This window comes from Dryocola baronae, assembly GCF_051297175.1.
Classification (GTDB): Bacteria; Pseudomonadota; Gammaproteobacteria; order Enterobacterales; family Enterobacteriaceae; genus Dryocola.
On the sequence record NZ_JBINNY010000001.1, the window covers coordinates 1 to 23,021 of the forward strand.

The 23,021-nt window shown below is 56.7% G+C and carries 20 protein-coding genes and 1 other annotated feature; of the genes, 15 read left to right on the forward strand and 5 right to left on the reverse strand.

Annotation, left to right across the window (positions count from 1 at the left end; all coding sequences use genetic code 11):
- The 6 genes from dnaA to yidA all read left to right on the forward strand — a co-directional run.
- Nucleotides 1-1,068: chromosomal replication initiator protein DnaA (dnaA, locus tag ACSPHG_RS00005; protein ID WP_435951445.1), on the forward strand; the 1,068-nt coding region annotated here is incomplete at its 5' end.
- Nucleotides 1,069-1,072: 4 nt separating this feature from the next.
- Nucleotides 1,073-2,173, forward strand: a complete 1,101-nt coding sequence (gene dnaN / locus ACSPHG_RS00010; protein ID WP_435951446.1) for a DNA polymerase III subunit beta — start codon at nt 1,073-1,075, stop codon at nt 2,171-2,173.
- Complete coding sequence (gene recF / locus ACSPHG_RS00015) at nt 2,174-3,247, forward strand: DNA replication/repair protein RecF (protein WP_435951447.1); 1,074 nt, start codon at nt 2,174-2,176, stop codon at nt 3,245-3,247.
- A gap of 28 nt (nt 3,248-3,275) precedes the next feature.
- On the forward strand, nt 3,276-5,690 hold the full coding sequence (gene gyrB / locus ACSPHG_RS00020; RefSeq protein ID WP_435951448.1) for a DNA topoisomerase (ATP-hydrolyzing) subunit B: 2,415 nt from the start codon (nt 3,276-3,278) through the stop codon (nt 5,688-5,690).
- 129 nt (nt 5,691-5,819) lie between these two features.
- Nucleotides 5,820-6,212: a YidB family protein gene (locus ACSPHG_RS00025; RefSeq protein WP_435951449.1), complete on the forward strand. Its 393-nt coding sequence runs from the start codon at nt 5,820-5,822 to the stop codon at nt 6,210-6,212.
- A 139-nt stretch (nt 6,213-6,351) separates the two neighbouring features.
- Complete coding sequence (yidA, locus tag ACSPHG_RS00030) at nt 6,352-7,164, forward strand: sugar-phosphatase (RefSeq protein WP_435951450.1); 813 nt, start codon at nt 6,352-6,354, stop codon at nt 7,162-7,164.
- Between the two features lie 62 nt (nt 7,165-7,226).
- Here yidA and ACSPHG_RS00035 read toward each other — a convergent pair whose 3' ends face one another.
- Nucleotides 7,227-8,294, reverse strand: a complete 1,068-nt coding sequence (locus ACSPHG_RS00035; RefSeq protein ID WP_435951451.1) for an FAD-binding protein — start codon at nt 8,292-8,294, stop codon at nt 7,227-7,229.
- 105 nt (nt 8,295-8,399) lie between these two features.
- Between ACSPHG_RS00035 and ACSPHG_RS00040 the strand changes: the two genes are divergently transcribed.
- Entirely contained in the window at nt 8,400-9,668 is a 1,269-nt protein-coding gene (locus ACSPHG_RS00040) for a YidR family protein (RefSeq protein ID WP_435951452.1), read from the forward strand.
- Nucleotides 9,669-9,683: 15 nt separating this feature from the next.
- On the opposite strand, the gene ACSPHG_RS00045 is transcribed toward ACSPHG_RS00040, so the two are convergent.
- Complete coding sequence (locus ACSPHG_RS00045; protein ID WP_435955910.1) at nt 9,684-10,004, reverse strand: YceK/YidQ family lipoprotein; 321 nt, start codon at nt 10,002-10,004, stop codon at nt 9,684-9,686.
- A 251-nt stretch (nt 10,005-10,255) separates the two neighbouring features.
- Nucleotides 10,256-10,330: a sequence feature (ROSE (Repression Of Heat Shock gene Expression) occurs in the 5'-region of heat shock genes and acts as an RNA thermometer to modulate expression.), on the forward strand.
- On the opposite strand from ACSPHG_RS00045, the gene ibpA reads away from it, so the two are divergent.
- The 3 genes from ibpA to ACSPHG_RS00060 all read left to right on the forward strand — a co-directional run bounded on the left by ibpA (nt 10,324) and on the right by ACSPHG_RS00060 (nt 13,135).
- Complete coding sequence (gene ibpA, locus ACSPHG_RS00050) at nt 10,324-10,737, forward strand: small heat shock chaperone IbpA (RefSeq protein ID WP_435951453.1); 414 nt, start codon at nt 10,324-10,326, stop codon at nt 10,735-10,737. Its footprint overlaps the feature before it by 7 nt.
- A 109-nt stretch (nt 10,738-10,846) precedes the next feature.
- A complete protein-coding gene (gene ibpB / locus ACSPHG_RS00055) occupies nt 10,847-11,278 on the forward strand; it encodes a small heat shock chaperone IbpB (protein WP_435951454.1) in 432 nt (143 codons plus the stop codon).
- Between the two features lie 195 nt (nt 11,279-11,473).
- A complete protein-coding gene (locus tag ACSPHG_RS00060; RefSeq protein WP_435951455.1) occupies nt 11,474-13,135 on the forward strand; it encodes a putative transporter in 1,662 nt (553 codons plus the stop codon).
- A 37-nt stretch (nt 13,136-13,172) separates the two neighbouring features.
- Here ACSPHG_RS00060 and ACSPHG_RS00065 read toward each other — a convergent pair whose 3' ends face one another.
- The gene (locus ACSPHG_RS00065) at nt 13,173-13,901 is read right to left on the reverse strand and encodes a GntR family transcriptional regulator (protein WP_435951456.1); all 729 of its coding nucleotides are present in this window, start codon (nt 13,899-13,901) and stop codon (nt 13,173-13,175) included.
- 296 nt (nt 13,902-14,197) lie between these two features.
- On the opposite strand from ACSPHG_RS00065, the gene ACSPHG_RS00070 reads away from it, so the two are divergent.
- On the forward strand, nt 14,198-15,820 hold the full coding sequence (locus ACSPHG_RS00070; RefSeq protein WP_435951457.1) for an alpha-glucoside-specific PTS transporter subunit IIBC: 1,623 nt from the start codon (nt 14,198-14,200) through the stop codon (nt 15,818-15,820).
- A complete protein-coding gene (locus ACSPHG_RS00075) occupies nt 15,817-17,139 on the forward strand; it encodes a 6-phospho-alpha-glucosidase (protein WP_435951458.1) in 1,323 nt (440 codons plus the stop codon). Before ACSPHG_RS00070 ends, ACSPHG_RS00075 begins: the two co-directional genes overlap by 4 nt.
- A gap of 67 nt (nt 17,140-17,206) precedes the next feature.
- Here ACSPHG_RS00075 and dsdA read toward each other — a convergent pair whose 3' ends face one another.
- Nucleotides 17,207-18,535 (reverse strand): D-serine ammonia-lyase, encoded by a 1,329-nt coding sequence (gene dsdA, locus ACSPHG_RS00080; protein ID WP_435951459.1) that lies wholly within the window; start codon nt 18,533-18,535, stop codon nt 17,207-17,209.
- Between the two features lie 18 nt (nt 18,536-18,553).
- Nucleotides 18,554-19,891 (reverse strand): D-serine transporter DsdX, encoded by a 1,338-nt coding sequence (dsdX, locus tag ACSPHG_RS00085; protein WP_435951460.1) that lies wholly within the window; start codon nt 19,889-19,891, stop codon nt 18,554-18,556.
- A gap of 226 nt (nt 19,892-20,117) precedes the next feature.
- Between dsdX and dsdC the strand changes: the two genes are divergently transcribed.
- The 3 genes from dsdC to ACSPHG_RS00100 all read left to right on the forward strand — a co-directional run bounded on the left by dsdC (nt 20,118) and on the right by ACSPHG_RS00100 (nt 22,981).
- Entirely contained in the window at nt 20,118-21,047 is a 930-nt protein-coding gene (dsdC, locus tag ACSPHG_RS00090; protein ID WP_435951461.1) for a DNA-binding transcriptional regulator DsdC, read from the forward strand.
- A 122-nt stretch (nt 21,048-21,169) separates the two neighbouring features.
- Nucleotides 21,170-22,108: a cellulase family glycosylhydrolase gene (locus ACSPHG_RS00095; RefSeq protein ID WP_435951462.1), complete on the forward strand. Its 939-nt coding sequence runs from the start codon at nt 21,170-21,172 to the stop codon at nt 22,106-22,108.
- A gap of 135 nt (nt 22,109-22,243) precedes the next feature.
- Entirely contained in the window at nt 22,244-22,981 is a 738-nt protein-coding gene (locus tag ACSPHG_RS00100) for a basic amino acid ABC transporter substrate-binding protein (RefSeq protein WP_435955911.1), read from the forward strand.
- Nucleotides 22,982-23,021 lie beyond the last annotated feature (40 nt).

Genomic DNA, 23,021 nt, shown 5'->3' on the forward strand with positions numbered 1-23,021 from the left:
ATGCGCCCCAGCTGGGACAACCTCCCGGCACCTGCCGAGCAGTCATACCGATCTAACGTCAACCTGAAGCACACCTTCGATAACTTCGTAGAAGGTAAGTCGAACCAGCTGGCACGCGCGGCGGCACGCCAGGTGGCAGACAACCCGGGTGGCGCATACAACCCTCTCTTCCTTTATGGCGGCACGGGTCTGGGTAAAACGCACCTGCTGCATGCGGTGGGTAACGGCATTATTGCCCGTAAGCCGAACGCCAAAGTGGTGTACATGCACTCTGAACGTTTCGTTCAGGACATGGTGAAAGCCCTGCAGAACAACGCCATTGAAGAGTTCAAACGCTATTACCGTTCGGTCGACGCGCTGCTCATCGATGACATTCAGTTTTTTGCCAATAAAGAGCGCTCACAGGAAGAATTCTTCCATACCTTTAATGCCCTGCTTGAAGGTAACCAACAGATCATTCTTACCTCGGATCGTTATCCAAAAGAGATCAACGGTGTTGAGGATCGTCTGAAATCCCGCTTCGGCTGGGGGCTGACCGTTGCGATCGAACCGCCTGAGTTAGAAACTCGTGTGGCGATCCTGATGAAAAAAGCCGATGAGAATGACATTCGCCTGCCGGGCGAAGTGGCCTTCTTTATTGCCAAGCGCCTTCGCTCTAACGTACGTGAGCTGGAAGGGGCACTGAACCGCGTCATTGCCAACGCCAACTTTACCGGGCGCGCCATTACTATCGATTTCGTGCGTGAAGCGCTGCGCGATCTGCTGGCGCTGCAGGAAAAACTCGTCACCATCGACAATATCCAGAAGACGGTGGCCGAGTATTACAAGATTAAGGTTGCTGACCTGCTGTCCAAGCGTCGTTCTCGCTCCGTTGCCCGCCCGCGTCAAATGGCGATGGCACTGGCGAAAGAACTGACCAACCATAGCCTGCCGGAAATCGGCGATGCCTTTGGTGGCCGCGACCATACCACCGTGCTGCACGCCTGCCGTAAAATCGAGCAGCTGCGTGAAGAAAGCCACGACATCAAAGAAGACTTCTCCAACCTAATCAGAACATTATCTTCGTGACGCTATGAAATTTACCGTTGAACGTGAAACTTTATTAAAACCGCTGCAACAGGTGAGTGGCCCATTAGGCGGCCGTCCGACGTTACCGATTCTCGGCAACCTGCTGTTGCAAGTCGCGGAAGGTGCGCTCTCTTTAACCGGGACCGATCTGGAAATGGAGATGGTTGCGCGCGTCGCCCTGGTGCAGCCGCATGAGCCGGGTGCCACTACTGTGCCCGCCCGCAAATTCTTCGATATCTGTCGTGGCCTGCCTGAAGGCGCTGAAATTGCCGTTCAGCTGGAGGGCGACCGCATGCTGGTTCGCTCCGGCCGCAGCCGTTTCTCGCTCTCTACGTTACCGGCGGCAGACTTCCCGAACCTGGACGACTGGCAGAGCGAAGTTGAATTTACCCTGCCGCAGGCGACCATGAAACGTCTGATCGAAGCCACGCAGTTCTCTATGGCTCATCAGGACGTGCGCTACTACCTCAACGGCATGCTGTTTGAAACCGAAGGGGAAGAGCTGCGCACCGTTGCCACCGACGGGCACCGTCTGGCCGTCTGTTCCATGCCGATTGGTCAGGAACTGCCGAACCATTCGGTGATCGTGCCGCGAAAAGGCGTGATTGAGCTAATGCGTATGCTCGACGGCGGCGACACCCCGCTGCGCGTACAGATCGGCAGCAATAATATTCGCGCCCACGTCGGCGACTTTATCTTCACTTCGAAGCTGGTTGACGGTCGTTTCCCGGATTATCGCCGCGTATTGCCGAAGAACCCGGATAAACACCTTGATGCAGGCTGCGATCTGCTCAAGCAGGCTTTTGCCCGTGCGGCCATTCTGTCCAACGAGAAATTCCGCGGCGTGCGCCTGTACGTCAGCCAGAATCAAATCAAAATCACCGCCAACAACCCGGAGCAGGAAGAAGCAGAAGAAATTCTGGATGTCTCCTACGACGGCGCTGATTTGGAAATCGGCTTTAACGTCAGCTACGTGCTTGATGTGCTCAACGCGCTGAAGTGCGAAAACGTGCGCATCCTGCTGACCGACTCCGTTTCCAGCGTGCAGATTGAAGATGCGGCTTCGCAAGCGGCTGCCTATGTTGTGATGCCAATGAGACTGTAGATGTCGCTCACCCGACTGTTAATCAAAGATTTTCGCAATATAGAAAACGCGGATCTGGCTCTCTCTCCTGGCTTTAACTTCCTGGTCGGTGCCAACGGTAGCGGTAAAACCAGCGTGCTTGAGGCGATTTATACCCTCGGGCACGGCCGTGCTTTTCGCAGCCTGAAAATCGAGCGCGTGATCCGTCACGAACAGGAATCTTTTGTGTTGCACGGGCGGTTAAAGGACGGCGAAAGGGAAACCTCCGTCGGCCTGACCAAAGACCGCTCGGGCGACAGTAAAGTGCGCATCGACGGCAGCGACGGCCACAAAGTGGCGGAACTCGCGCTGCTCATGCCGATGCAGCTGATTACCCCCGAGGGGTTTACATTGCTCAACGGCGGCCCCAAATACCGTAGAGCCTTCCTCGATTGGGGATGTTTCCATAACGAACCCGGTTTTTTTGTTGCCTGGAGCAACCTCAAGCGCCTGCTTAAGCAACGAAACGCCGCGTTGCGGCAGGTCACACACTACGCGCAGCTGCGTCCATGGGATAAGGAACTCATCCCGCTGGCCGAGCAAATAAGCCGCTGGCGCGCTGAATACAGTGCAGCTATTGCGGATGATATGGCTGATACCTGCGCACAATTTTTGCCCGAGTTCTCACTGAGTTTCTCTTTCCAGCGCGGCTGGGAAAAGGAGAGTGATTACGCTGAGGTACTGGAACGCAGCTTCGAACGCGATCGCATGCTGACCTATACCGCTCACGGCCCTCACAAAGCTGATTTTCGAATTCGTGCCGATGGCGCGCCCGTCGAGGACACCCTGTCTCGCGGACAGCTTAAATTACTGATGTGCGCCCTAAGACTGGCGCAGGGTGAGTTTCTCACCCGACAGAACGGGCGGCGTTGCCTGTATCTGATAGATGATTTTGCCTCTGAACTAGACGACGCTCGGCGTGGTCTATTAGCCAGCCGGTTAAAGGCAACGGAATCACAGGTTTTTGTTAGCGCGATAAGCGCGGACCATGTGATGGATATGGCGGACAAAAATTCAAAGATGTTCGCCGTAGATCAGGGTAAAATAGCGGATTAACCCAAGAATAAATGAGCGAGAAACGTTGATGTCGAATTCTTATGACTCCTCCAGTATCAAAGTCCTTAAGGGGCTGGATGCGGTACGTAAGCGCCCGGGCATGTATATCGGCGATACGGACGACGGCACCGGTCTGCACCACATGGTATTTGAGGTCGTGGATAACGCTATCGACGAAGCACTCGCTGGCCACTGTAAAGATATCGTTGTCACCATCCACGCCGATAACTCCGTTTCCGTAACGGATGATGGCCGTGGTATTCCGACCGGTATTCACCCGGAAGAAGGCGTGTCCGCAGCCGAAGTCATCATGACCGTGCTGCACGCGGGCGGTAAATTCGATGACAACTCTTATAAAGTTTCCGGTGGTCTGCACGGTGTAGGTGTATCGGTAGTCAACGCCCTGTCCCAGAAGCTGGAACTGCTGATTCGCCGCGAAGGCAAAATCCATCAGCAGACCTACGTCCACGGCGTGCCGCAGGCCCCGCTGGCGGTCACTGGCGATACCGATGTTACCGGTACGCAGGTGCGCTTCTGGCCGAGCCACGAAACCTTCACCAACGTGATTGAGTTCGAATACGATATCCTGGCAAAACGCCTGCGCGAGCTGTCGTTCCTGAACTCCGGCGTGTCTATCCGCCTGATCGACAAACGCGATGGCCGTCAGGACCACTTCCATTATGAAGGCGGTATCCGCGCATTCGTTGAGTACCTCAACAAGAACAAAACCCCTATCCACCCAACCGTGTTCTATTTCAGCACTGAAAAAGACGGTATCGGCGTGGAAGTGGCGCTGCAGTGGAACGACGGTTTCCAGGAAAATATTTACTGCTTCACCAACAACATTCCGCAGCGCGACGGCGGCACGCACCTCGCTGGTTTCCGTGCGGCGATGACGCGTACCCTTAACGCGTACATGGACAAAGAAGGCTATAGCAAAAAAGCGAAAGTCAGCGCCACCGGCGACGACGCCCGCGAAGGCCTGATTGCCGTGGTTTCCGTGAAGGTGCCGGATCCGAAATTCTCCTCGCAGACCAAAGACAAGCTGGTTTCCTCCGAGGTGAAATCCGCGGTTGAGCAGCAGATGAACGAACTGCTGGCCGAATACCTGTTGGAAAACCCGAGCGACGCGAAAATCGTCGTCGGCAAAATTATCGATGCCGCTCGTGCTCGTGAAGCAGCGCGTCGCGCGCGTGAAATGACCCGCCGTAAAGGCGCGCTGGACCTGGCAGGCCTGCCGGGTAAACTGGCGGACTGTCAGGAACGCGACCCGGCCCACTCCGAACTGTACCTCGTGGAAGGGGACTCTGCGGGCGGCTCTGCAAAACAGGGGCGTAACCGTAAGAACCAGGCGATCCTGCCGCTGAAGGGTAAAATCCTTAACGTTGAGAAAGCGCGCTTCGACAAGATGCTCGCCTCTCAGGAAGTGGCAACGCTTATCACCGCGCTGGGCTGCGGCATCGGCCGTGACGAATACAACCCGGACAAGCTGCGCTACCACAGCATCATCATCATGACGGATGCGGACGTCGATGGTTCTCACATCCGTACCCTGCTGCTGACCTTCTTCTACCGCCAGATGCCGGAAATCGTTGAGCGTGGCCACGTATACATCGCCCAGCCGCCGCTCTACAAGGTGAAGAAAGGCAAGCAGGAGCAGTACATCAAAGACGATGAGGCGATGGACCAGTACCAGATCTCCATCGCGCTGGATGGCGCTACGCTGCACGCCAATGCCCACGCTCCTGCTCTGGCAGGCGAAGCGCTGGAAAAACTGGTTTCTGAGTACAACGCCTCCCAGAAAATGATTGGTCGCATGGAGCGACGCTACCCGCGCAACCTGCTGAACAACCTCGTTTATCACCCAACGCTTACCGAAGCCGATCTGGCTGACGAAGGCAAAGTGGGCGAGTGGGTGACCGCGCTGGTGACCCAGCTGAACGAAAAAGAGCAGCACGGCAGCACCTGGAACTCCATCGTGCGTGAAAACCGCGAGCTGAACATCTTCGAGCCGGTCATCCGCGTGCGTACCCACGGCGTCGATACCGACTACCCGCTGGAGCACGAGTTTGTCGTCGGTGGCGAATACCGCCGTCTGTGCTCGCTCGGCGAGAAGCTGCGCGGCCTTATCGAAGAAGACGCGTTTATCGAACGTGGCGAACGCCGTCAGCCAATTGCCAGTTTCGAACAGGCGCTGGAGTGGCTGGTGAAAGAGTCCCGTCGTGGCCTGTCTATTCAGCGCTACAAAGGTCTGGGCGAAATGAACCCAGAGCAGCTGTGGGAAACCACCATGGACCCAGAAAGCCGCCGTATGCTGCGCGTAACCGTAAAAGATGCGATTGCCGCCGATCAGCTGTTCACCACCCTGATGGGCGATGCGGTTGAACCACGTCGTGCCTTTATCGAAGAAAACGCCCTGAAAGCGGCGAACATCGATATCTAAGTCTGTCCCTGCTGGTGGGCGTCTTGCCCGCCAGCATCTTCTGCAGCAAAATCCCTTTATTTCCGCGCTAAATCCCCGCTGTGACATACACTTCTAAAGCACACGTCGTAATCGCAAGAGGACACAACTATGGGTCTATTCGATCAGGTTACCGGCATGCTCGGGGGTGGCGATGCGGCAAAATTCAAAGTCATCCTCGAGTGGATAAATCAACAGGGCGGGATTCAGGCCATTCTTGAGAAGTTCCGCGAGAAAGGATTTGGCGAAACCGTTAACTCCTGGCTGAGCGGCGCGCACAACCAAAGCGTTAATCCTGAACAAATTCAGGAAGTTTTTGGTATTCCGGCGCTGAGCGGGCTTGCTCAAAAGCTGGGCATTGACGTCGGCGGCGCGTCGATTCTGCTGTCCGAGCAGTTCCCTAAAATCGTCGATGCGCTTTCACCCGCGGGCGAAGTCAAACACGACGACGAAGACCTGCTAACCAAAGGGTTCCATATCCTGCGTGATAAGTTCTTTAGCTAACCGATAAACGCCACCGCGAGTTCTGTACTCGGGTGGCGTTTTTTTATCGAAAACGGACCTTTTTCACATAAATCCAGGTACTATTTTTGCAGGCGCAATCGCGTTAGCATGGAATAAATTCATTACCTCAGAAAATACTATGCCTATAAAATTGATTGCGATTGATATGGACGGCACCCTATTGCTGCCAGACCACACGATTTCCCCTGCCGTTAAAGCCGCCATTGCCAGCGCCCGCCAGCGCGGCGTGAACGTTGTGCTTTGCACCGGCCGCCCTTATGCAGGCGTTGAGAACTACCTGCGCGAGCTGCATATGGACCAGCCAAACGACTACTGCATCACCTATAACGGCGCGCTGGTGCAGAAAGCAAACGACGGCAGCACCGTCGCGCAGACCGCGCTCAGCTATGACGACTACCGTTATCTGGAGCAGCTTTCCCGCGAAGTCGGCTCTCATTTCCATGCGCTGGATCGCCACACGCTCTACACCGCCAACCGCGATATCAGCTACTACACCGTCCACGAATCCTTTATCGCCAATATCCCGCTGGTCTTCTGCGAGGCGGAAAATATGGCGAAAGACGGCCAGTTCCTGAAGGTGATGATGATCGATGATCCGGTAATCCTCGATAAAGCCATCGCAAAAATCCCCGCAGAGGTTTACGACCGCTACACCCTGCTTAAAAGCTCCCCGTATTTCCTGGAAATCCTTGATAAGCGCGTGAATAAAGGCACGGGCGTGAAAGCGCTGGCTGAATCGCTGGGCATCAAGCAGGAAGAGGTGATGACGCTGGGCGATCAGGAAAACGACATCGCGATGCTGGAGTACGCGGGCATCGGCGTGGCGATGGAAAACGCCATCGATAAAGTTAAAGAGGTCAGCAACTTTGTCACCAAATCCAACCTGGAAGACGGCGTGGCTTACGCCATCGAAAAGTTCGTGCTGAACTGATTTTTCCGTGGGTTTATCGGGTAGCGCATACGTCTACCCGATAACGCTAAACGCCGTCGCGGCTAATCCTCATAAGCGAGCGGCACGTCGGCGATCCTGCTTTTCATCACCAGCCTGCGCGACCACGCGGAGGTTAAAATCCGCGCTTTAATCACCTTTGTGAAAAGCTTCCTTCTCAGCTTGCCTGTTCCTTTCCAATAGGCGACGTTCGGCGTCACATGCCGTTCGTTAAAGATATTTGCCAGAATTTCCGCGCTGTCCAGCGCGTAGCTAATCCCTTCCAGCGAGCTGGCGCTGATAAAGCCTGCTGCTTCGCCAATGAGAAAAGCGTTGTCCCTGCCGCACACAAAATCGCGCCATCTGGACGGGCAAAGCACGATGCATTTTTCCTCTTTTACCGGTTCGGTAAAAACAAACGAACGGGCCGCCATCCTCGCCTTCAACGCACCGTAGCGCTGCCTGCCCTCCTTCATCGGGAAAGCACCGCCAAAAATAAAGTAGCCATCTTTCGACATGCTCCAGGCGTAGCAGTCCGTAATGTCATTATCAAAAATGCATGAATAGAACGGGCGCGCGTGTTTTTCGGTAAACCACTGCTGGATCGCCTGATATTTGCGGATGCTGTGCTGTGGATAAACCGTGCGGCGAACCAGCGAGTTTGCACCGTCCGCGCCGACAAGATAGCGCGCGCTCACCTCATGCGTTTTTCCCCCATCGACAAACTGAATCCGATAAGTATCACCGTTCTTTTCTATACGCTTGCACAGGGCGTCGTGGCGAACATCCACCGAATTTGGGATCAGCGTTTTAAGCCATAAATCAAAGGTATGGCGATTAATATTGATGTACGTTCGCTGGTAGTTGCATACCACGTCCGACTGCAAATCGAAGGTTTTTACGCTGAATATCTGCGGGTTGGCCAGCACGTGCACGGGTAAATTTATTCCCGATCTTATAAATGAGCGCTGGGCATCCGGTGCCAGTAAACCGCCGCAGGGTTTCTGAAAACCCTCTTCGCCTTCCCGCTGCTTTTTATCAAGAGCCAGCACCCGCCAGTGCGGGGCCAGGGTGCGCGCAAGGGTCGCGCCCGCCGGGCCAAGGCCGATAATTGCAATATCGTAATGTTCCACTGAGATTTCCCGTTGCAGACGTTAATAAACGGAAAATAGTGGGCTTTTGTGAAGTGGGTATGAAGTGTACTCTGAGGCGACTAATGCTTCAGGGTAATCATTTTCGTGACTAAACAACTCACCTTTGCACCGCGAAATCACCAGCTCACCAATATCAACGCCTGGACGCCGGACGGCGAGTGGCTCGCCTTTGACGTTCGTCCTTCCGGCGCGTCGTTTACCGGCCAAACCATCGAACGGGTGAATATCCATTCCGGCGAAGTCGAGGTGGTTTATCAGGCTCCGGCTGGCGCACACGTTGGCGTGGTAACGGTGAACCCGCAGACGCCAAACCGCTACGTGTTTATCCACGGCCCGGAAAACCCGGATGCGGACTGGCATTACGACTTTCACCATCGTCGCGGCGTAGTGGTGGAAAAAGGCGCAGTAAGCAACCTGGATGCGATGGATATCACCGCACCCTTTACGCCGGGCGCGCTGCGCGGCGGCAGCCACGTTCACGTCTGGAGCCCGGACGGTTCGCGTCTGAGCTTCACCTATAACGACCACGTTATGCACGAGCTTGACCCGGCGCTGGACCTGCGCAACGTCGGCGTCGCGCTGCCGTTCGGCCCGGTTAATCCCGTCAAACAACATCCGCGTGAATACGACGGCAGCCATTTCTGCGTGCTGGTCAGCCGCACCACGGCGTTACCACGGCCCGGCAGCGATGAGATTAACCGCGCCTATGAAGAGGGCTGGGTTGGCGCAAACGGCTATCGCAAGCCGGACGGCAGCACGCAGCGCTGGGCGCTGGCGTTTATCGGCGACACGCTTTCCGCCCAGGGCGAGAAAGTGCCCGAACTGTTTATTGTCGATCTGCCGGAAGATGAAACGTTATGGCGCACGCCGTGCGGCGCGCCGCTGGAAGGCACCGAAACCACGCTTCCCGCGCCGCCCGCAGGCGTGGCGCAGCGCCGCCTGACGTTCACCCATCAGCGCCGCTTTCCGGGCCTCGTCAGCCAGCCACGGCACTGGGTGCGCGGCAATCCGCAGGGCAATAGGCTGGCGTTTTTGATGAAGGATGAAGACGGCGTGGTGCAGGCGTGGCTGATATCGCCAGGCGGCGGCGAGCCGCAGCAGCTCACGCGCGGGGAAACGGATATCCAGTCCGCGTTCAACTGGCATCCTTCCGGGAAGGCTTTGGGATTCGTGCTGGATAATCGAATTGTGCTGTGCGACGCGCAAAGCGGAGAAATCACGCCGCTAACGCAGCAGGGCAGCGCGGTGCCGTCTGCCGATGCGGTCGTCTTCTCACCGGATGGCAGGCACATCGCCTGGATGCAGGACGTTGACGGATACCGTCAGATTTTTATCACCGAAACCGGGCTATAGCAGCGCCGGACTGAATTACTGGGCGGGCGGGATGACGGAGTTGGTCGCCAGATTCTTGCTTTCGCTGGCCTCAACCTGTGACTTGAGCGATTTGTCGTTGCGGAACATATCCCAGGGCAGCAGCACGGTATCCATTACCGCCGTGAACGGCATATCCAGCGCGACAAAGGGTTTGTATCCCCAGCTTGTTTCGCTGTCCGCCAGCATATCGTAGCTGGCGCGCGTACCGGGATAGTAGCCCTCTTGCCCGCCGGTATGGGTCATCACGCTTGAACAACCGCTCAAAACGAGCAATCCGCTGCTCAGAATAATTTTTGGGAAATAGCTTTTCATCATCGCTGTTATGTTCATTTTAAAGGACCATTTTCCGGCCAGGCTACAGGGCGGTTATAGCACCCGCGTAGAGAAAAAATAGGCTGAAATCACCGCTCTGTGGCGGCTGTCGCAGATAATTCTGGTTTACATCTTGTTTCAGTCTATGTGTTGACCGCGAAACCCGCAAAAAATTTCCATTAAGTCGTCTTGAAAAGTATGACTTAGGAACCATTTTAGGAATGTGACCGTAAGAGAGTACGCCGGAAGGGTGCTCTGGTTTCCCGGCCTGTCCACGACGGAAGGCCAATTTAAACCTCGCTGATTTCAGGAGCTTTTAACTATGCGTAATTTCGACCTATCCCCGCTTTATCGTTCTGCCATTGGTTTCGACCGCCTGTTCAACCTGCTTGAAAACAACCAAAGCCAAAGCAACGGTGGCTATCCTCCGTACAACGTTGAATTAGTCGACGAAAACCACTATCGCATTGCGATTGCCGTCGCAGGCTTTGCGGAAAGCGAGCTGGAAATTACCGCCCAGGACAATTTGCTGGTGGTCAAAGGCGCGCACGCCGGCGAGCAGCCAGAACGCACCTATCTCTACCAGGGCATCGCCGAGCGGAACTTCGAACGCAAATTCCAGCTGGCGGAAAACATCCACATCCGTGGTGCCAACCTGGTGAACGGCCTGCTGTATATCGATCTCGAGCGCGTTATCCCTGAGTCGATGAAGCCTCGTCGCATCGAAATTAACTAATTTATCCGGGCCGCCCGGTGCGGCCTTAAACATCCGGCTCGCCGATTGGGAGCTAATGGCAATCCGCATATTGCCAGGTATCAACTCGCTTCAAAGAAGGAGAAAACATATGCGTAACTACGATTTATCACCTCTGCTGCGTCAATGGATCGGCTTCGACAAACTGGCCAACGCCCTGCAAACCGCCAACGAAAGCCAGGGGTTCCCGCCTTATAACATCGAAAAAGGCGACGACAACCATTACCGCATCACCCTTGCGCTGGCAGGGTTCCGCCAGGAAGACCTGGATATCGAACTCGAAGGCACGCGCCTGGTCGTGAAGGGCACGCCGGTTAAGCCTGAAAAAGAGCCAACCTGGCTGCATCAGGGATTGGTTATCCAGCCGTTCAGCCTGAGCTTCACGCTTGCCGAGCATATGCATGTCTCCCGCGCGAGCTTCACCAACGGCCTGCTGCACATTGACCTGGTGCGCGAAATCCCGCAGGAAATTGCGCCGCAGCGCATCGCGATTAATACCGAGCGCCCGGCCATCGAAGGTTAATACCGGTGGATTGCGCTGGCGCTTATCTACTCTACAAACCGCATTCGTAGGTCGTACAAGCGTTAGCGCCCTCCGACAGCAAACCTCGTTAAGCCCCCATTTTTGGGGGCTTTTTTGTGCTCCAGACCCCATTAAGACGCCTGCCGCTCTGCCAGAATCCTTAGTAACAATAATGTTATTCACAAGGAACCGGGTATGAGTGGAATAGCGTTAACCGTCAGCATGCTCGCGCTGGTGGCAGTCGTTGGCCTGTGGATTGGCAATATCAAAATCCGCGGCGTTGGCTTTGGCATCGGGGGCGTGCTGTTCGGCGGCATTATTGTCGGCCATTTTGTGGATCAGGCCGGGATCAGCCTGAACGGCGACATGCTGCACTTCATTCAGGAATTCGGCCTTATCCTCTTCGTCTATACCATCGGCATTCAGGTCGGGCCGGGCTTCTTCTCTTCTCTTCGCGTCTCCGGCCTGCGGCTCAACCTTTTTGCCATCCTGATTGTGGTCATCGGCGCGCTGGTCACCGCGATTATCTACAAGCTCTTCGACGTGCCGCTGCCGGTGGTGCTGGGGATTTTCTCCGGCGCGGTCACCAACACGCCCGCGCTGGGGGCGGGGCAGCAAATCCTGACCGATTTAGGCACGCCCGCGAATCTCGTCGACCAAATGGGCATGAGTTACGCTATGGCCTACCCGTTTGGCATTTGCGGGATTCTGCTCAGCATGTGGCTGGTGCGCATGGCGTTTCGTATCAACGTCGACCGTGAAGCGCAGCAGTTCGATATCAGCAACGGGCACAGCCATGCCCAGCTGCACACCATGAATATCTGCGTGGTAAATCCCAACCTGAACGGGCTGGCGATTCAGGATGTGCCGATTCTCAATAGCGACGACATTATCTGCTCGCGCTTAAAACGCGGCGAGGAACTGATGGTGCCCGCGCCGGGCACGGTCATCCAGACCGGCGACCTGCTGCACCTTGTCGGCATGGAAAAAGATCTGCACAAGGCGCTGCTGGTGATCGGTCAGGAGGTGGATACCTCGCTCTCCACGCGCGGCACGAACCTGCGCGTCGAACGCGTGGTGGTGACCAACGAAAAGGTGCTTGGCAAAAAAATCCGCGACCTCCACCTGAAGCAGAAATACGACGTGGTGATCTCCCGCCTGAATCGCGCAGGCGTCGAGCTGGTGGCCAGCAGCAACGCCAGCCTGCAGTTTGGCGATATCTTAAATCTGGTCGGCCGCCCGGAATCCATCGAGGCCGTGGCGAATGAGGTAGGCAACGCCCAGCAGAAACTCCAGCAGGTGCAGATGCTGCCGGTGTTTATCGGTATCGGGCTGGGCGTGCTGCTCGGGTCGATTCCGGTGTTTATTCCAGGCTTCCCGGTGGCGCTGCGTCTGGGGCTGGCGGGCGGGCCGCTGATTATGGCGATTGTCCTCGGGCGAATCGGCAGCATCGGCAAGCTGTACTGGTTTATGCCGCCGAGCGCTAACCTGGCGCTGCGCGAGCTGGGGATCGTGCTGTTCCTGGCGGTGGTCGGCCTGAAGTCGGGCGGGGATTTCATCGAAACGCTGGTGCACGGCGACGGCGTGAGCTGGATTGGCTACGGCATTCTGATCACCGCCATTCCGTTGATTACCGTGGGCCTGCTGGCGAGAATCTTCGCCAAAATGAACTACCTGACGCTGTGCGGCATGCTCGCCGGGTCGATGACCGATCCTCCTGCGCTGGCCTTTGCCAACGGTCTTCACGCCACAAGCGGTGCGGCCGCGCTCTCCTACGCCACGGTTTATCCGCTGGTAATGTTCCTGCGTATTATCACGCCGCAGCTGCTGGCGGTGATTTTCTGGGGCGTGCTTTAATCCTCCGGCGGGTGGCGTTTCGCTTACCCGCCCCGCTTTACAGACCTTGCGGCACTTCCTTCACGTGCTCCCGCCGCAGATGGTAATCCACCTGGTATTCGCTGGCGTTTCTGAACATCACGGAATAATTCACGTAATCGCCGCTGTCGCTGTACGACAGGGACGTGATGCGCAGGATGGGCGTCAGCTCGTCGATATTCATCAGCTTCGCCATTTTCCTGTCCGCCAGCACCGGCGTCAGGCTTTCGTAGTTGCCGCGCACGACGATGTGGCACTCGTCTTCTATATAGCTGAACTTCGAGCCTTCAAGATGCGCCACCGACAGGTTGCGGAATAATTTCACCGGCATATAGCTGTCCTCAACCATCAGCGGCTTTCCGTCGACGGAGCGAACGCGGCGCGAGAAGTAGATCCGTTCATCAATATTAATCCGCAGCTGGCTGGCGATGGCGGGCGGCGCGGGCATCACGTTGAACTCCAGCACCTCGCTCACCACCTCTTTTCCCTGATTGCGCATCACCTCAATAAAGCCGGTCAGGTTGGTGGTTTCGTGGTGTACGTCTTTTTTTGCCACGTAGGTGCCGCTGCCGTGGCGGCGAATCACCAGCCCCCAGCCCACCAGCAGATCCACCGCTTTGCGCACTGTCATCCGCGATACGCCGAACTCTTCGGCCAGGCGCTTTTCGGCGGGAAGCGGGCTGCCGATGCTAAAATCGGCGGAATTGAGCCGAATACGTAACCGATCGGCGATAGATTTGTAGATCACCAGTAGACCTCTTAGCGGCTTCGCGCTGCGCTTAATGAACCTTCATTTCAACATTCAAACAATTGATTGTTATGATTTTTATTGTTCATTCATCCAGCCAATATTAAGCGGGAAATCACCCTGTCTAAATTTAACCTAAAAAGTAGACAACTAAGGGTAAATAAAAACCATGAAAGCGATCACGAATCGCTACGTCGGCCAAAGATAAGTCCCCCGCGCCTCCCTACTCTCAGTCTCAGACCAGCTTAAAAAAATAAGGTCACTTACCCTACAGGTTGTTACGTGAGGATTTAAAAATGCTCAGTCAAATACAACGTTTTGGTGGCGCGATGTTCACCCCCGTCCTGCTGTTCCCGTTCGCCGGGATTGTTGTCGGCATCGCCATTATGCTGCGCAACCCGATGTTCGTCGGCGAAGCGCTAACCGCACCCGATAACTTATTCGCCCAAATCGTCCACATCATTGAAGAAGGCGGCTGGACGGTGTTTCGCAACATGCCGCTGATCTTCGCCGTCGGCCTGCCGATTGGCCTCGCAAAGCAGGCTCAGGGCCGCGCCTGCCTCGCCGTGCTGGTCAGCTTTATGACCTGGAACTACTTCATTAACGCGATGGGCATGACCTGGGGCCACTACTTCGGCGTGGATTTCAACGTCGATCCGGTTGCGGGCAGCGGGCTGACGATGATTGCCGGGATCAAAACGCTCGATACCAGCATTATCGGCGCGATTGTGATTTCCGGGTTCGTCACCGCCATCCACAACCGCTATTTCGATAAGCCGCTGCCGGTGTTCCTCGGCATCTTCCAGGGCAGCTCCTTCGTGGTGATTGTCGCCTTCTTCGCGATGATCCCCTGCGCCTGGATCACGCTGTTCGGCTGGCCAAAAGTGCAGATGGGCATTGAATCCCTTCAGGAATTTCTGCGCAACGCCGGGTCGCTTGGCGTGTGGGTTTACACCTTCCTTGAACGCATCCTGATCCCAACCGGCCTGCACCACTTCATCTATGGCCCGTTCATCTTTGGCCCGGCGGTAGTGGAAGGCGGTATTCAGGTTTACTGGGCGCAGCATTTGCAGGAATTCAGCCAGAGCACGCTGCCGCTGAAAACCCTGTTCCCGGAAGGCGGATTTGCGCTTCACGGCAACTCGAAAATCTTTGGCTGCCTGGGGATTGCGCTGGCGCTTTACGCCACGGCGGCACCGGAAAACCGCGTCAAGGTTGCAGGTCTGCTGATCCCGGCCACGCTCACCGCCATGCTGGTCGGCATTACCGAGCCGCTGGAGTTCACCTTCCTGTTTATTTCCCCGGTGCTGTTTGCGGTGCACGCCTTCCTGGCCGCCACCATGGCGACGGTGATGTACATGTGCGGCGTGGTCGGCAACATGGGCGGCGGGCTGCTCGACCAGTTCCTGCCGCAGAACTGGATCCCGATGTTCCATAACCACGCGTCGATGATGTTCACCCAGATTGGCATCGGCCTCATCTTCACCGGCATCTACTTCGTCGTGTTCCGCACGCTGATCCTGCGCTTCAACCTAAAAACGCCGGGCCGCGAAGACAGCGAAATCAAGCTCTACAGCAAGGCGGATTACAAAGCCTCGCGCGGGCTGACCACCGCCGCCGCGAGCAAAGAAACCAAGCTTGGCCAGGCCGCAGGCTTCCTCGAAGCGCTCGGCGGCAGCGGCAACATCGTCAGCGTGAATAACTGCGCCACCCGCTTACGCATCACCCTTGCGGATATGGCGATGACCCAAAGCGACGAAATCTTTAAAGCCCTCGGTGCCCACGGCGTGGTGCGACGCGGCAACGGTATTCAGGTGATTGTCGGGCTGCACGTCCCGCAGGTCCGCGACCAGCTAGAAACCCTGATGAAAGACACTTCTTCGACCGAACTTAAATCCATGACGGAGGCAGTATCATGAAAAAATTCTCTGTAGTTGTAGCCGGCGGCGGCAGCACGTTCACCCCTGGTATCGTTTTGATGCTGCTGGCGAACCAGCACCGCTTCCCGCTGCGCGCCCTGAAGTTCTATGACAACGACGGCGCGCGCCAGGAAACCATCGCCGAAGCCTGCAAAGTTATCCTTAAAGAACAGGCTCCGGATATCGAATTTAGCTACACCACCGATCCGCAAGAAGCCTTTACCGACGTGGACTTCGTGATGGCGCACATCCGCGTCGGCAAATATCCGATGCGTGAAAAAGACGAGAAAATCCCTCTGCGCCACGGCGTGCTGGGCCAGGAAACCTGCGGGCCGGGCGGGATTGCCTACGGTATGCGCTCCATCGGCGGGGTATTAGAGCTGGTTGATTTTATGGAGAAATATTCGCCGAACGCGTGGATGCTTAACTACTCCAACCCGGCGGCCATCGTGGCGGAAGCGACCCGCCGCCTGCGTCCTCGGGCCAAAATCCTCAATATCTGCGATATGCCGATCGGCATCGAAAGCCGCATGGCGCAAATCGTCGGCCTGAAGGACCGCAAAGAGATGCGCGTGCGCTACTACGGTCTGAACCACTTCGGCTGGTGGACGTCCATTGAAGATCGCGACGGCAACGATCTGATGCCGAAAATCCGCGAACACGTGTCCAAGTTTGGCTATGTTCCGCCAACGGACGAACACGGCACGGAAGCGAGCTGGAACGACACCTTTGCCAAAGCGAAGGACGTTTGGGCGCTGGACCCGGATACCTTCCCAAACACTTACCTGAAATACTATCTGTTCCCGGACTACGTGGTAGAGCACTCCAACCCCGAACGCACCCGCGCCAACGAGGTAATGGATCACCGCGAGAAACACGTGTTTGGCTCCTGTAACGCCATCATTCAGGCGGGTAAATCCTCTGCGGGCGAGCTGGAAATCGACGAACACGCGTCGTACATCGTCGATCTGGCGGCGGCCATCGCCTTTAACACCCAGGAACGCATGCTGCTGATTGTGCCGAACAACGGCGCTATCAATAACTTCGACCCGGAAGCGATGGTCGAAATCCCGTGCCTGGTCGGCAAAAACGGCCCGGAACCGCTGGTGGTCGGCACTATTCCGCAGTTCCAGAAAGGCCTGATGAGCCAGCAGGTGGCGGTAGAAAAACTGGTGGTGGACGCCTGGGAACACCGCTCGTACCAGAAGCTGTGGCAGGCGATTACGCTGTCGAAAACCGTGCCGAGCGCGTCAGTCGCTAAGGCGATTCTTGACGATTTGATCGAGGCCAACAGAGAGTACTGGCCTGAGCTGAAGTAAGTTGTTGAGAGGCTGAAGCCAGAACGGGGCGAGGACGAAAGGTTCCCGCCCCGTTTGCTTTGCTGGGCTATTTCGCTTTCGCGAGGTACTGCGCCATCTCTTCTTCCGGCACCATGCCGCCGCCCGTTGCCCAAACGATATGGGTGGCGTTTTGCATTTGCTCCTCGGTGAAGCCGTGCATCCGACGATAGGCTTCGCCTGCGCTAACGTGCAGCGGGCCAGGCATTCCCGCCAGCGCAGAAGGCTCGAGGCGGATATTCTCTTCGTGTGCCAGCCAGCCGAGCAGGCTGTACATCGTCTGGTCTTCCAGCGTGTAGAACCCGTCGAGCAGCCGCTGCATGGCCCGGCCAACAAAGCCGGATGCGCGCCCCACGGCCAGGCCGTCGGCGGCGGTCAGGTTATCGATCCCTAAATCCTGCACGGAAATCGTATCGTGCAGCCCGGTATAAACGCCCAGCAGCATGCACGGCGAGTGGGTCGGCTCGGCGAAGAAACAGTGAACGTTATCGCCGAACGCCATCTTCAGGCCAAAAGCGACCCCGCCAGGCCCGCCGCCCACGCCGCACGGCAGATAAACGAACAGCGGGTGCTGCGCGTCAACCACGCGCCCCTGGCTGGCAAACTGGTCCTTCAGGCGCTGGCCGGCAACCGAATAGCCGAGGAACAGCGTGCGCGAGTTCTCGTCGTCGATAAAAAAGCACTTCGGATCGGCTTCGGCTGCCTTGCGCCCCTGCTCGACGGCAACGCCGTAATCCTCAGCGTATTCAACGACCTTCACGCCGTGGCTGCGCAGTTTGGCCTTTTTCCATTCGCGGGCATCGGCTGACATATGGACGGTAACGTTGAAGCCGATGCACGCGCTCATGATGCCGATGGATAAGCCCAGGTTGCCGGTAGAGCCGACGGCAATGCTGTACTGGCTAAAGAAGGCTTTGAACTCCGGGGAAAGCAGCCTGCTGTAATCATCTTCCAGGCTCAGCAGCCCGGCCTCCAGCGCGAGCTTTTCCGCGTGCGTCAGCACTTCATAGATACCGCCACGCGCCTTGATGGAGCCGGAAATCGGCAGGTGGCTGTCTTTCTTCAGCAGCAGCTGGCCGCTGATTTTTTGCCGGAACCCCTCTTCCAGGCGCTTTTGCATGGCCGGAATAGCGACCAGCTCGGATTCGATGATGCCCCCGGTGGCCGCCGTTTCCGGGAACGCCTTCTCGATGTAGGGCGCAAAGCGCGTCAGGCGCGCGTGGGCGTCCTCGACGTCTTTTTCATTCAGGCCGACATACGGCAGCCCTTCGGCAAAGGTGGTCGTTTGCGGGTTAAACCAGCAGGTTTCTCGCAGGGCGATCAGGTCACCCACCAGCGGAAAATCTTTAACTAATGTGTTTATTTCAGCGTTTTTCATAGGAACATCTCTTTGCGCTTAGATGATAAAAGAAAGCAGGAACGTCGCGCCCAGCGCCAGCAGGGAGGCGATAAAGGTCGCCGTTGTATAGTATTTGAACGTCTCGCTAAGCGTGGCGCCGCAGTACTGCTTCACCAGCCAGAACAGGGAATCCGTCACGATGGTGCAGCCGATAGCTCCGGAGCCAATGGCGATGGCGATAATCTCCGGGCTAACGTTCGGATACAGCGGCAGCATGGGAGCCACAATCGCCGTCGCGCCCATCATGGCAACGGTGGCGGAGCCTACGGCGGCGTGCAGGATCAGCGCCACCAGCCAGGCCAGCAGAATCGGGTGCATATGCAGATCCGAAAGCAGCACCGCCAGCGTATCGGCGAGGCCGCTGGTTTTCAGGATGGCGTTAAACGCGCCCCCGGCACCGATGATCAACAGTATATTGGCGATTGAGCCGAAGCCATTTTCAGTATGCGTGAGCAGCGCGCCCATGCCGATGTGCTGGCGGATGCCCAGAATGTAGTAGGCCACAAACACGGCGATAAACATCGCGGTTATCGGGTTGCCGATAAACTCCAGCAGACCATACAGCGTGCCGCCCTTCGCCATATTCAGCTCGGCGACCGTTTTTACCAGCATCAGGCCGATGGGCAGCAGAACGGTGAATAGCGTCGCGGCCAACGAAGGCAGCGTTTTCTCATCGCGCACCTTCAGGTCAGAGAATTCAGCGGGTACGGCCTTAAACGGCAGGCGATCGCCGATGAGCTTCAGGAACAGCGGCCCGCCGACCAGCGATGCCAGCAGCCCCACCAGCAAACCATAAACGATCACGGTGCCCACATCCGCGCCCAGCTTGTTGGTGACAAACAGCGCCGCCGGATGAGGGGGAACCACGCAGTGCACCGCCATTAGCGCGGTACACAGCGGAATAGCCAGCTTAAGCAGCGAGGTCTGGGTCTTTTTGGCGATTGAAAATGCCAGCGGGATCAGCAGCACAACGCCGACCTCCACAAACAGCGTGATGCCGCAGATTAGCCCCACCAGCACCATGATGACGTCGGCGGAGAGCCAGCGGCAGCGCTGTAGCGTCAGGCCGATTCGCTCGGCCGCGCCGGACACCTCCATCATTTTGCCCAAAATGGTGCCAAGCCCGATGACGGCGGCGAGGAACCCCAGCGTGCTGCCGATGCCGCTTTCAATGGCGTTGACCATCTCAAGCGGGCTCATGCCCATCATCACGCCGACGTAAAAGCTGGCTAGCAGCAGCGCGAGGAAAGGGTGGAACTTCATTTTGACGATGGTTAACACGATTAAAATGATGCTACTCAGCAGCGTACCCACGACCCACAGTTCAGTTGCCATACCCCACCTCTCCCGAGAATTTGTCTGTGGCTATTGGATAAAAATCACCGTGGGCTGACAAACGATATAAATGGCACTTCACATGTTTTAAATTGAATCAAAAAGGTGATTTAGCTTATAAAAAGGCCGTGAAAGTAGACTTTGATTCAACTTTTATCATCTTAAGGCTGAGTTTTCGGGCAAGTCTTTTACACTATTGCGACGATTTATCTTCCAGGAATACGCTATGGATCCGCTTCGCGACGTCAGAAACCGCCTGCTTAACGGCTGGCAGCTTTCCAAACTGTATACTTTTGAAGTGGCCGCCCGGCACCAGTCCTTTGCCATGGCGGCGGAGGAGCTTTCCCTGAGCGCCAGCGCGGTCAGCCACCGCATTAACCAGCTTGAGCAGGAGCTGGGCATCCAGCTCTTTGTGCGCTCGCATCGTAAGGTCGAGCTGACCCATGAGGGAAAACGGGTTTTCTGGGCGCTGAAATCCTCGCTGGATACGCTCAACCAGGAGATCCTGGATATCAAAAATCAGGAGCTGTCTGGCCTGCTGACCGTTTATTCGCGGCCATCTATCGCCCAGTGCTGGCTGGTGCCCGCGCTTGGGGACTTCACGCGGCGCTACCCTTCGATTTCCCTCACCGTTCTTACCGGCAACGACAACGTCAACCTGCAGCGTGCGGGAGTCGATCTCGCGCTCTACTTCGACGATGCCCCGTCATCGCAGCTCAGCCACCATTTCCTGATGGATGAATCTATCCTGCCCGTGTGCAGCCCGGAGTATGCGCAACGCTTTGAACTTGAAAGCAAGACGTCACACCTGCGGCACTGTACCCTGCTGCACGATCGCCAGGCGTGGAGCAACGATTCCGGGAGCGACGAATGGCACAGCTGGCTGCAGCACTTTGCCATCGAGCTGCCATCGGCCGCAGGGATTGGCTTCGACCGTTCGGACCTGGCGGTGATCGCCGCCGTTAACCATCTTGGCGTGGCGATGGGTCGCAAAAGGCTGGTTCAGAAACGCCTGGATCGCGGCGAGCTGATCGCGCCCTTCGGTGAAATGACGCTGAAATGCCACCAGCATTACTACGCTTCCACTTTGCCGGGGCGGCAGTGGCCAAAAATCGAGGCGTTTATCCAGTGGCTGCAGTCGCAGGCAGCAGGCTGAGCATCGCGCCGCGCCTCACAATTGGGCGACGCGGTTACGTTTTATTTCACTCCGCATTCCCCGCATTTATGTAAACCGTGCTAAATATTAGTTTTTCCGCCACCGTCATAAAGTTAAAGCCGATGCTTAAGCCCATTCTCGTTGTGACAGCCCTCTGTTTTAGCACCGGCGTGCTGGCTGCATCGCCGCCTGCCAACGCCGCGCAGACCTATACCAGCCAGCTTGGCGTGGGGATGATTGTCGACTGGGCAATTACCGAGCGCGGCATCCGCGAGTTCGATCCGCTGGCGGTGAGGGATTTTAAGCAGCGCGGCATCGGGCACGTGCGCATTCGCGTGGCGGGCGAGCCAACGCACCAGCGGCTGGTGCATCTGAAAAAAATCGTCGAAGCCTGCCAGCAGTATAACGTTGTGCCGATAATCAGCTATCAGGCGGCGAACGGCGCAGAAAGTGATGGGAAAATTGTGGCATGGTGGACAACCGTGGCGCGATTCTTTGCCCAGAGCGATCCGCAGCTGGGCTTCGATATCCTCTATGAACCTTCGGACAAGCTCACCCGCGCCCAGCTCAATGGCCTTTACGACCGGACCGCGAAGGCTATCCATAAAATCACCCCGCAGCGCATGATATTCATCGCGCCGCAGAACCATACCCAGCCGGACAGCCTGAAGTGGCCCGCGCAGAACCCGGCCCAGGTGCTCGCAAACTGGCATCTGTTCCCCTATGGCCCGGTGGCGAACGGCGGCAAGCGCGGCTGGACGACCGGCACCCCGGCGGAAAAAGCCGCCATCCGCGCCAGAATCAACAACGTGCTGCGCTGGCAGCAGAAAACCGGGCATCTTAGCTGGGTTGGCGCGTGGTCCGTGGGGGACGTGGTGAAGAACGCGCCGGGCAAGCAGCAGATCGCCTTCGCCACCTTCGTTGCCTGCGAGCTGCAAAAAGATCACCTTCCCTACGCCGTGAGCAACGACAGCAAATATTACGACGGCGAAGAGGGCGCGTGGCGACCTGAAACGCAGCCGCTGCTGGACGCAATTCTCAAACCCCAGTGTGGAAACTGAGCCGACACGCGAATTTGTGGTTGCCGCGCTCCGTCAAATTATGTATTTTTATGCAAATAAACTGCATAAATACATAATATATCGGAGCGCCCTATGATCAGGAAGTTAGCCAGGACAGTCGTTTTTGCCGGATGCATGGCGTCCGCCGCTCTCACCTCAGCTTTCGCCGCACAGCAGACCTACGTGGTCGGCTCCGGCGGCACCTATCGCCCGTTCGAGTTTGAAAACAGCCAGAAACAGCTGGAAGGTTTTGATATCGACATCATCAAAGCTATCGCCAAAGCAGAAGGCTTTGATATCAAACTGGTTAACACGCCGTGGGAAGGGATTTTCGCCACGCTGAACTCCGGCGACCGCGACATTATTATTTCCGGCATCACCATCACCGACAAGCGTAAGGCAATGGTGGCGTTCTCCACGCCTTATTTCCCGGCCGAACAGTCCATCGTGGTGCCCGACGATTCGAAAGTGGGGTCGGTTGCCGCGCTGAAAGGCAAGAAGGTGGGCGTGGTGAACTCCAGCGCGGGCGACATTGTGGTTTCCGATACGCTGGGCAAAAACAGCACCGATATCAAACGCTTTGATAACACGCCGCTGATGCTTCAGGAGCTTGCGGAAGACGGCATCGACGCCGCCGTTGGCGACGTGGGCGTTATCAAGTACTACATCAAATCCCACCCTGAAAAAGCCCTGAAAACCGTTTCTGACGACAAGTTTGAACGCCAGTATTTCGGCATCGCCGTGGCGAAAGACAACCAGGAGCTGCTGGGCAAAATTAACGCCGGCCTGAAAAAGATCGTTGCCGACGGCACCTACGCGAAGATCTACGCCACATGGTTTGACAGCAACGTTCCCACCCTTCCCGCTGAATAAATTTGCATCATAAGGGGCCGTTTTGGCCCCAAAAGGACAG

Excerpts from the sequence above, each read along its gene's own strand:
- dnaN (WP_435951446.1), top strand. The coding sequence starts at position 1,073 with ATGAAATTTACCGTTGAACGTGAAACTTTATTAAAACCGCTGCAACAG.
- ACSPHG_RS00100 (WP_435955911.1), top strand. The coding sequence starts at position 22,244 with ATGGCGTCCGCCGCTCTCACCTCAGCTTTCGCCGCACAGCAGACCTAC.
- ACSPHG_RS00045 (WP_435955910.1), bottom strand. The coding sequence starts at position 10,004 with ATGATGAAAAGCTATTTCCCAAAAATTATTCTGAGCAGCGGATTGCTC.
- ACSPHG_RS00095 (WP_435951462.1), top strand. The coding sequence starts at position 21,170 with ATGCTTAAGCCCATTCTCGTTGTGACAGCCCTCTGTTTTAGCACCGGC.
- ibpB (WP_435951454.1), top strand. The coding sequence starts at position 10,847 with ATGCGTAACTACGATTTATCACCTCTGCTGCGTCAATGGATCGGCTTC.
- ACSPHG_RS00075 (WP_435951458.1), top strand. The coding sequence starts at position 15,817 with ATGAAAAAATTCTCTGTAGTTGTAGCCGGCGGCGGCAGCACGTTCACC.
- recF (WP_435951447.1), top strand. The coding sequence starts at position 2,174 with ATGTCGCTCACCCGACTGTTAATCAAAGATTTTCGCAATATAGAAAAC.
- gyrB (WP_435951448.1), top strand. The coding sequence starts at position 3,276 with ATGTCGAATTCTTATGACTCCTCCAGTATCAAAGTCCTTAAGGGGCTG.
- dsdA (WP_435951459.1), bottom strand. The coding sequence starts at position 18,535 with ATGAAAAACGCTGAAATAAACACATTAGTTAAAGATTTTCCGCTGGTG.
- ACSPHG_RS00060 (WP_435951455.1), top strand. The coding sequence starts at position 11,474 with ATGAGTGGAATAGCGTTAACCGTCAGCATGCTCGCGCTGGTGGCAGTC.
- ACSPHG_RS00025 (WP_435951449.1), top strand. The coding sequence starts at position 5,820 with ATGGGTCTATTCGATCAGGTTACCGGCATGCTCGGGGGTGGCGATGCG.
- dsdC (WP_435951461.1), top strand. The coding sequence starts at position 20,118 with ATGGATCCGCTTCGCGACGTCAGAAACCGCCTGCTTAACGGCTGGCAG.
- ibpA (WP_435951453.1), top strand. The coding sequence starts at position 10,324 with ATGCGTAATTTCGACCTATCCCCGCTTTATCGTTCTGCCATTGGTTTC.
- yidA (WP_435951450.1), top strand. The coding sequence starts at position 6,352 with ATGCCTATAAAATTGATTGCGATTGATATGGACGGCACCCTATTGCTG.
- ACSPHG_RS00070 (WP_435951457.1), top strand. The coding sequence starts at position 14,198 with ATGCTCAGTCAAATACAACGTTTTGGTGGCGCGATGTTCACCCCCGTC.
- dsdX (WP_435951460.1), bottom strand. The coding sequence starts at position 19,891 with ATGGCAACTGAACTGTGGGTCGTGGGTACGCTGCTGAGTAGCATCATT.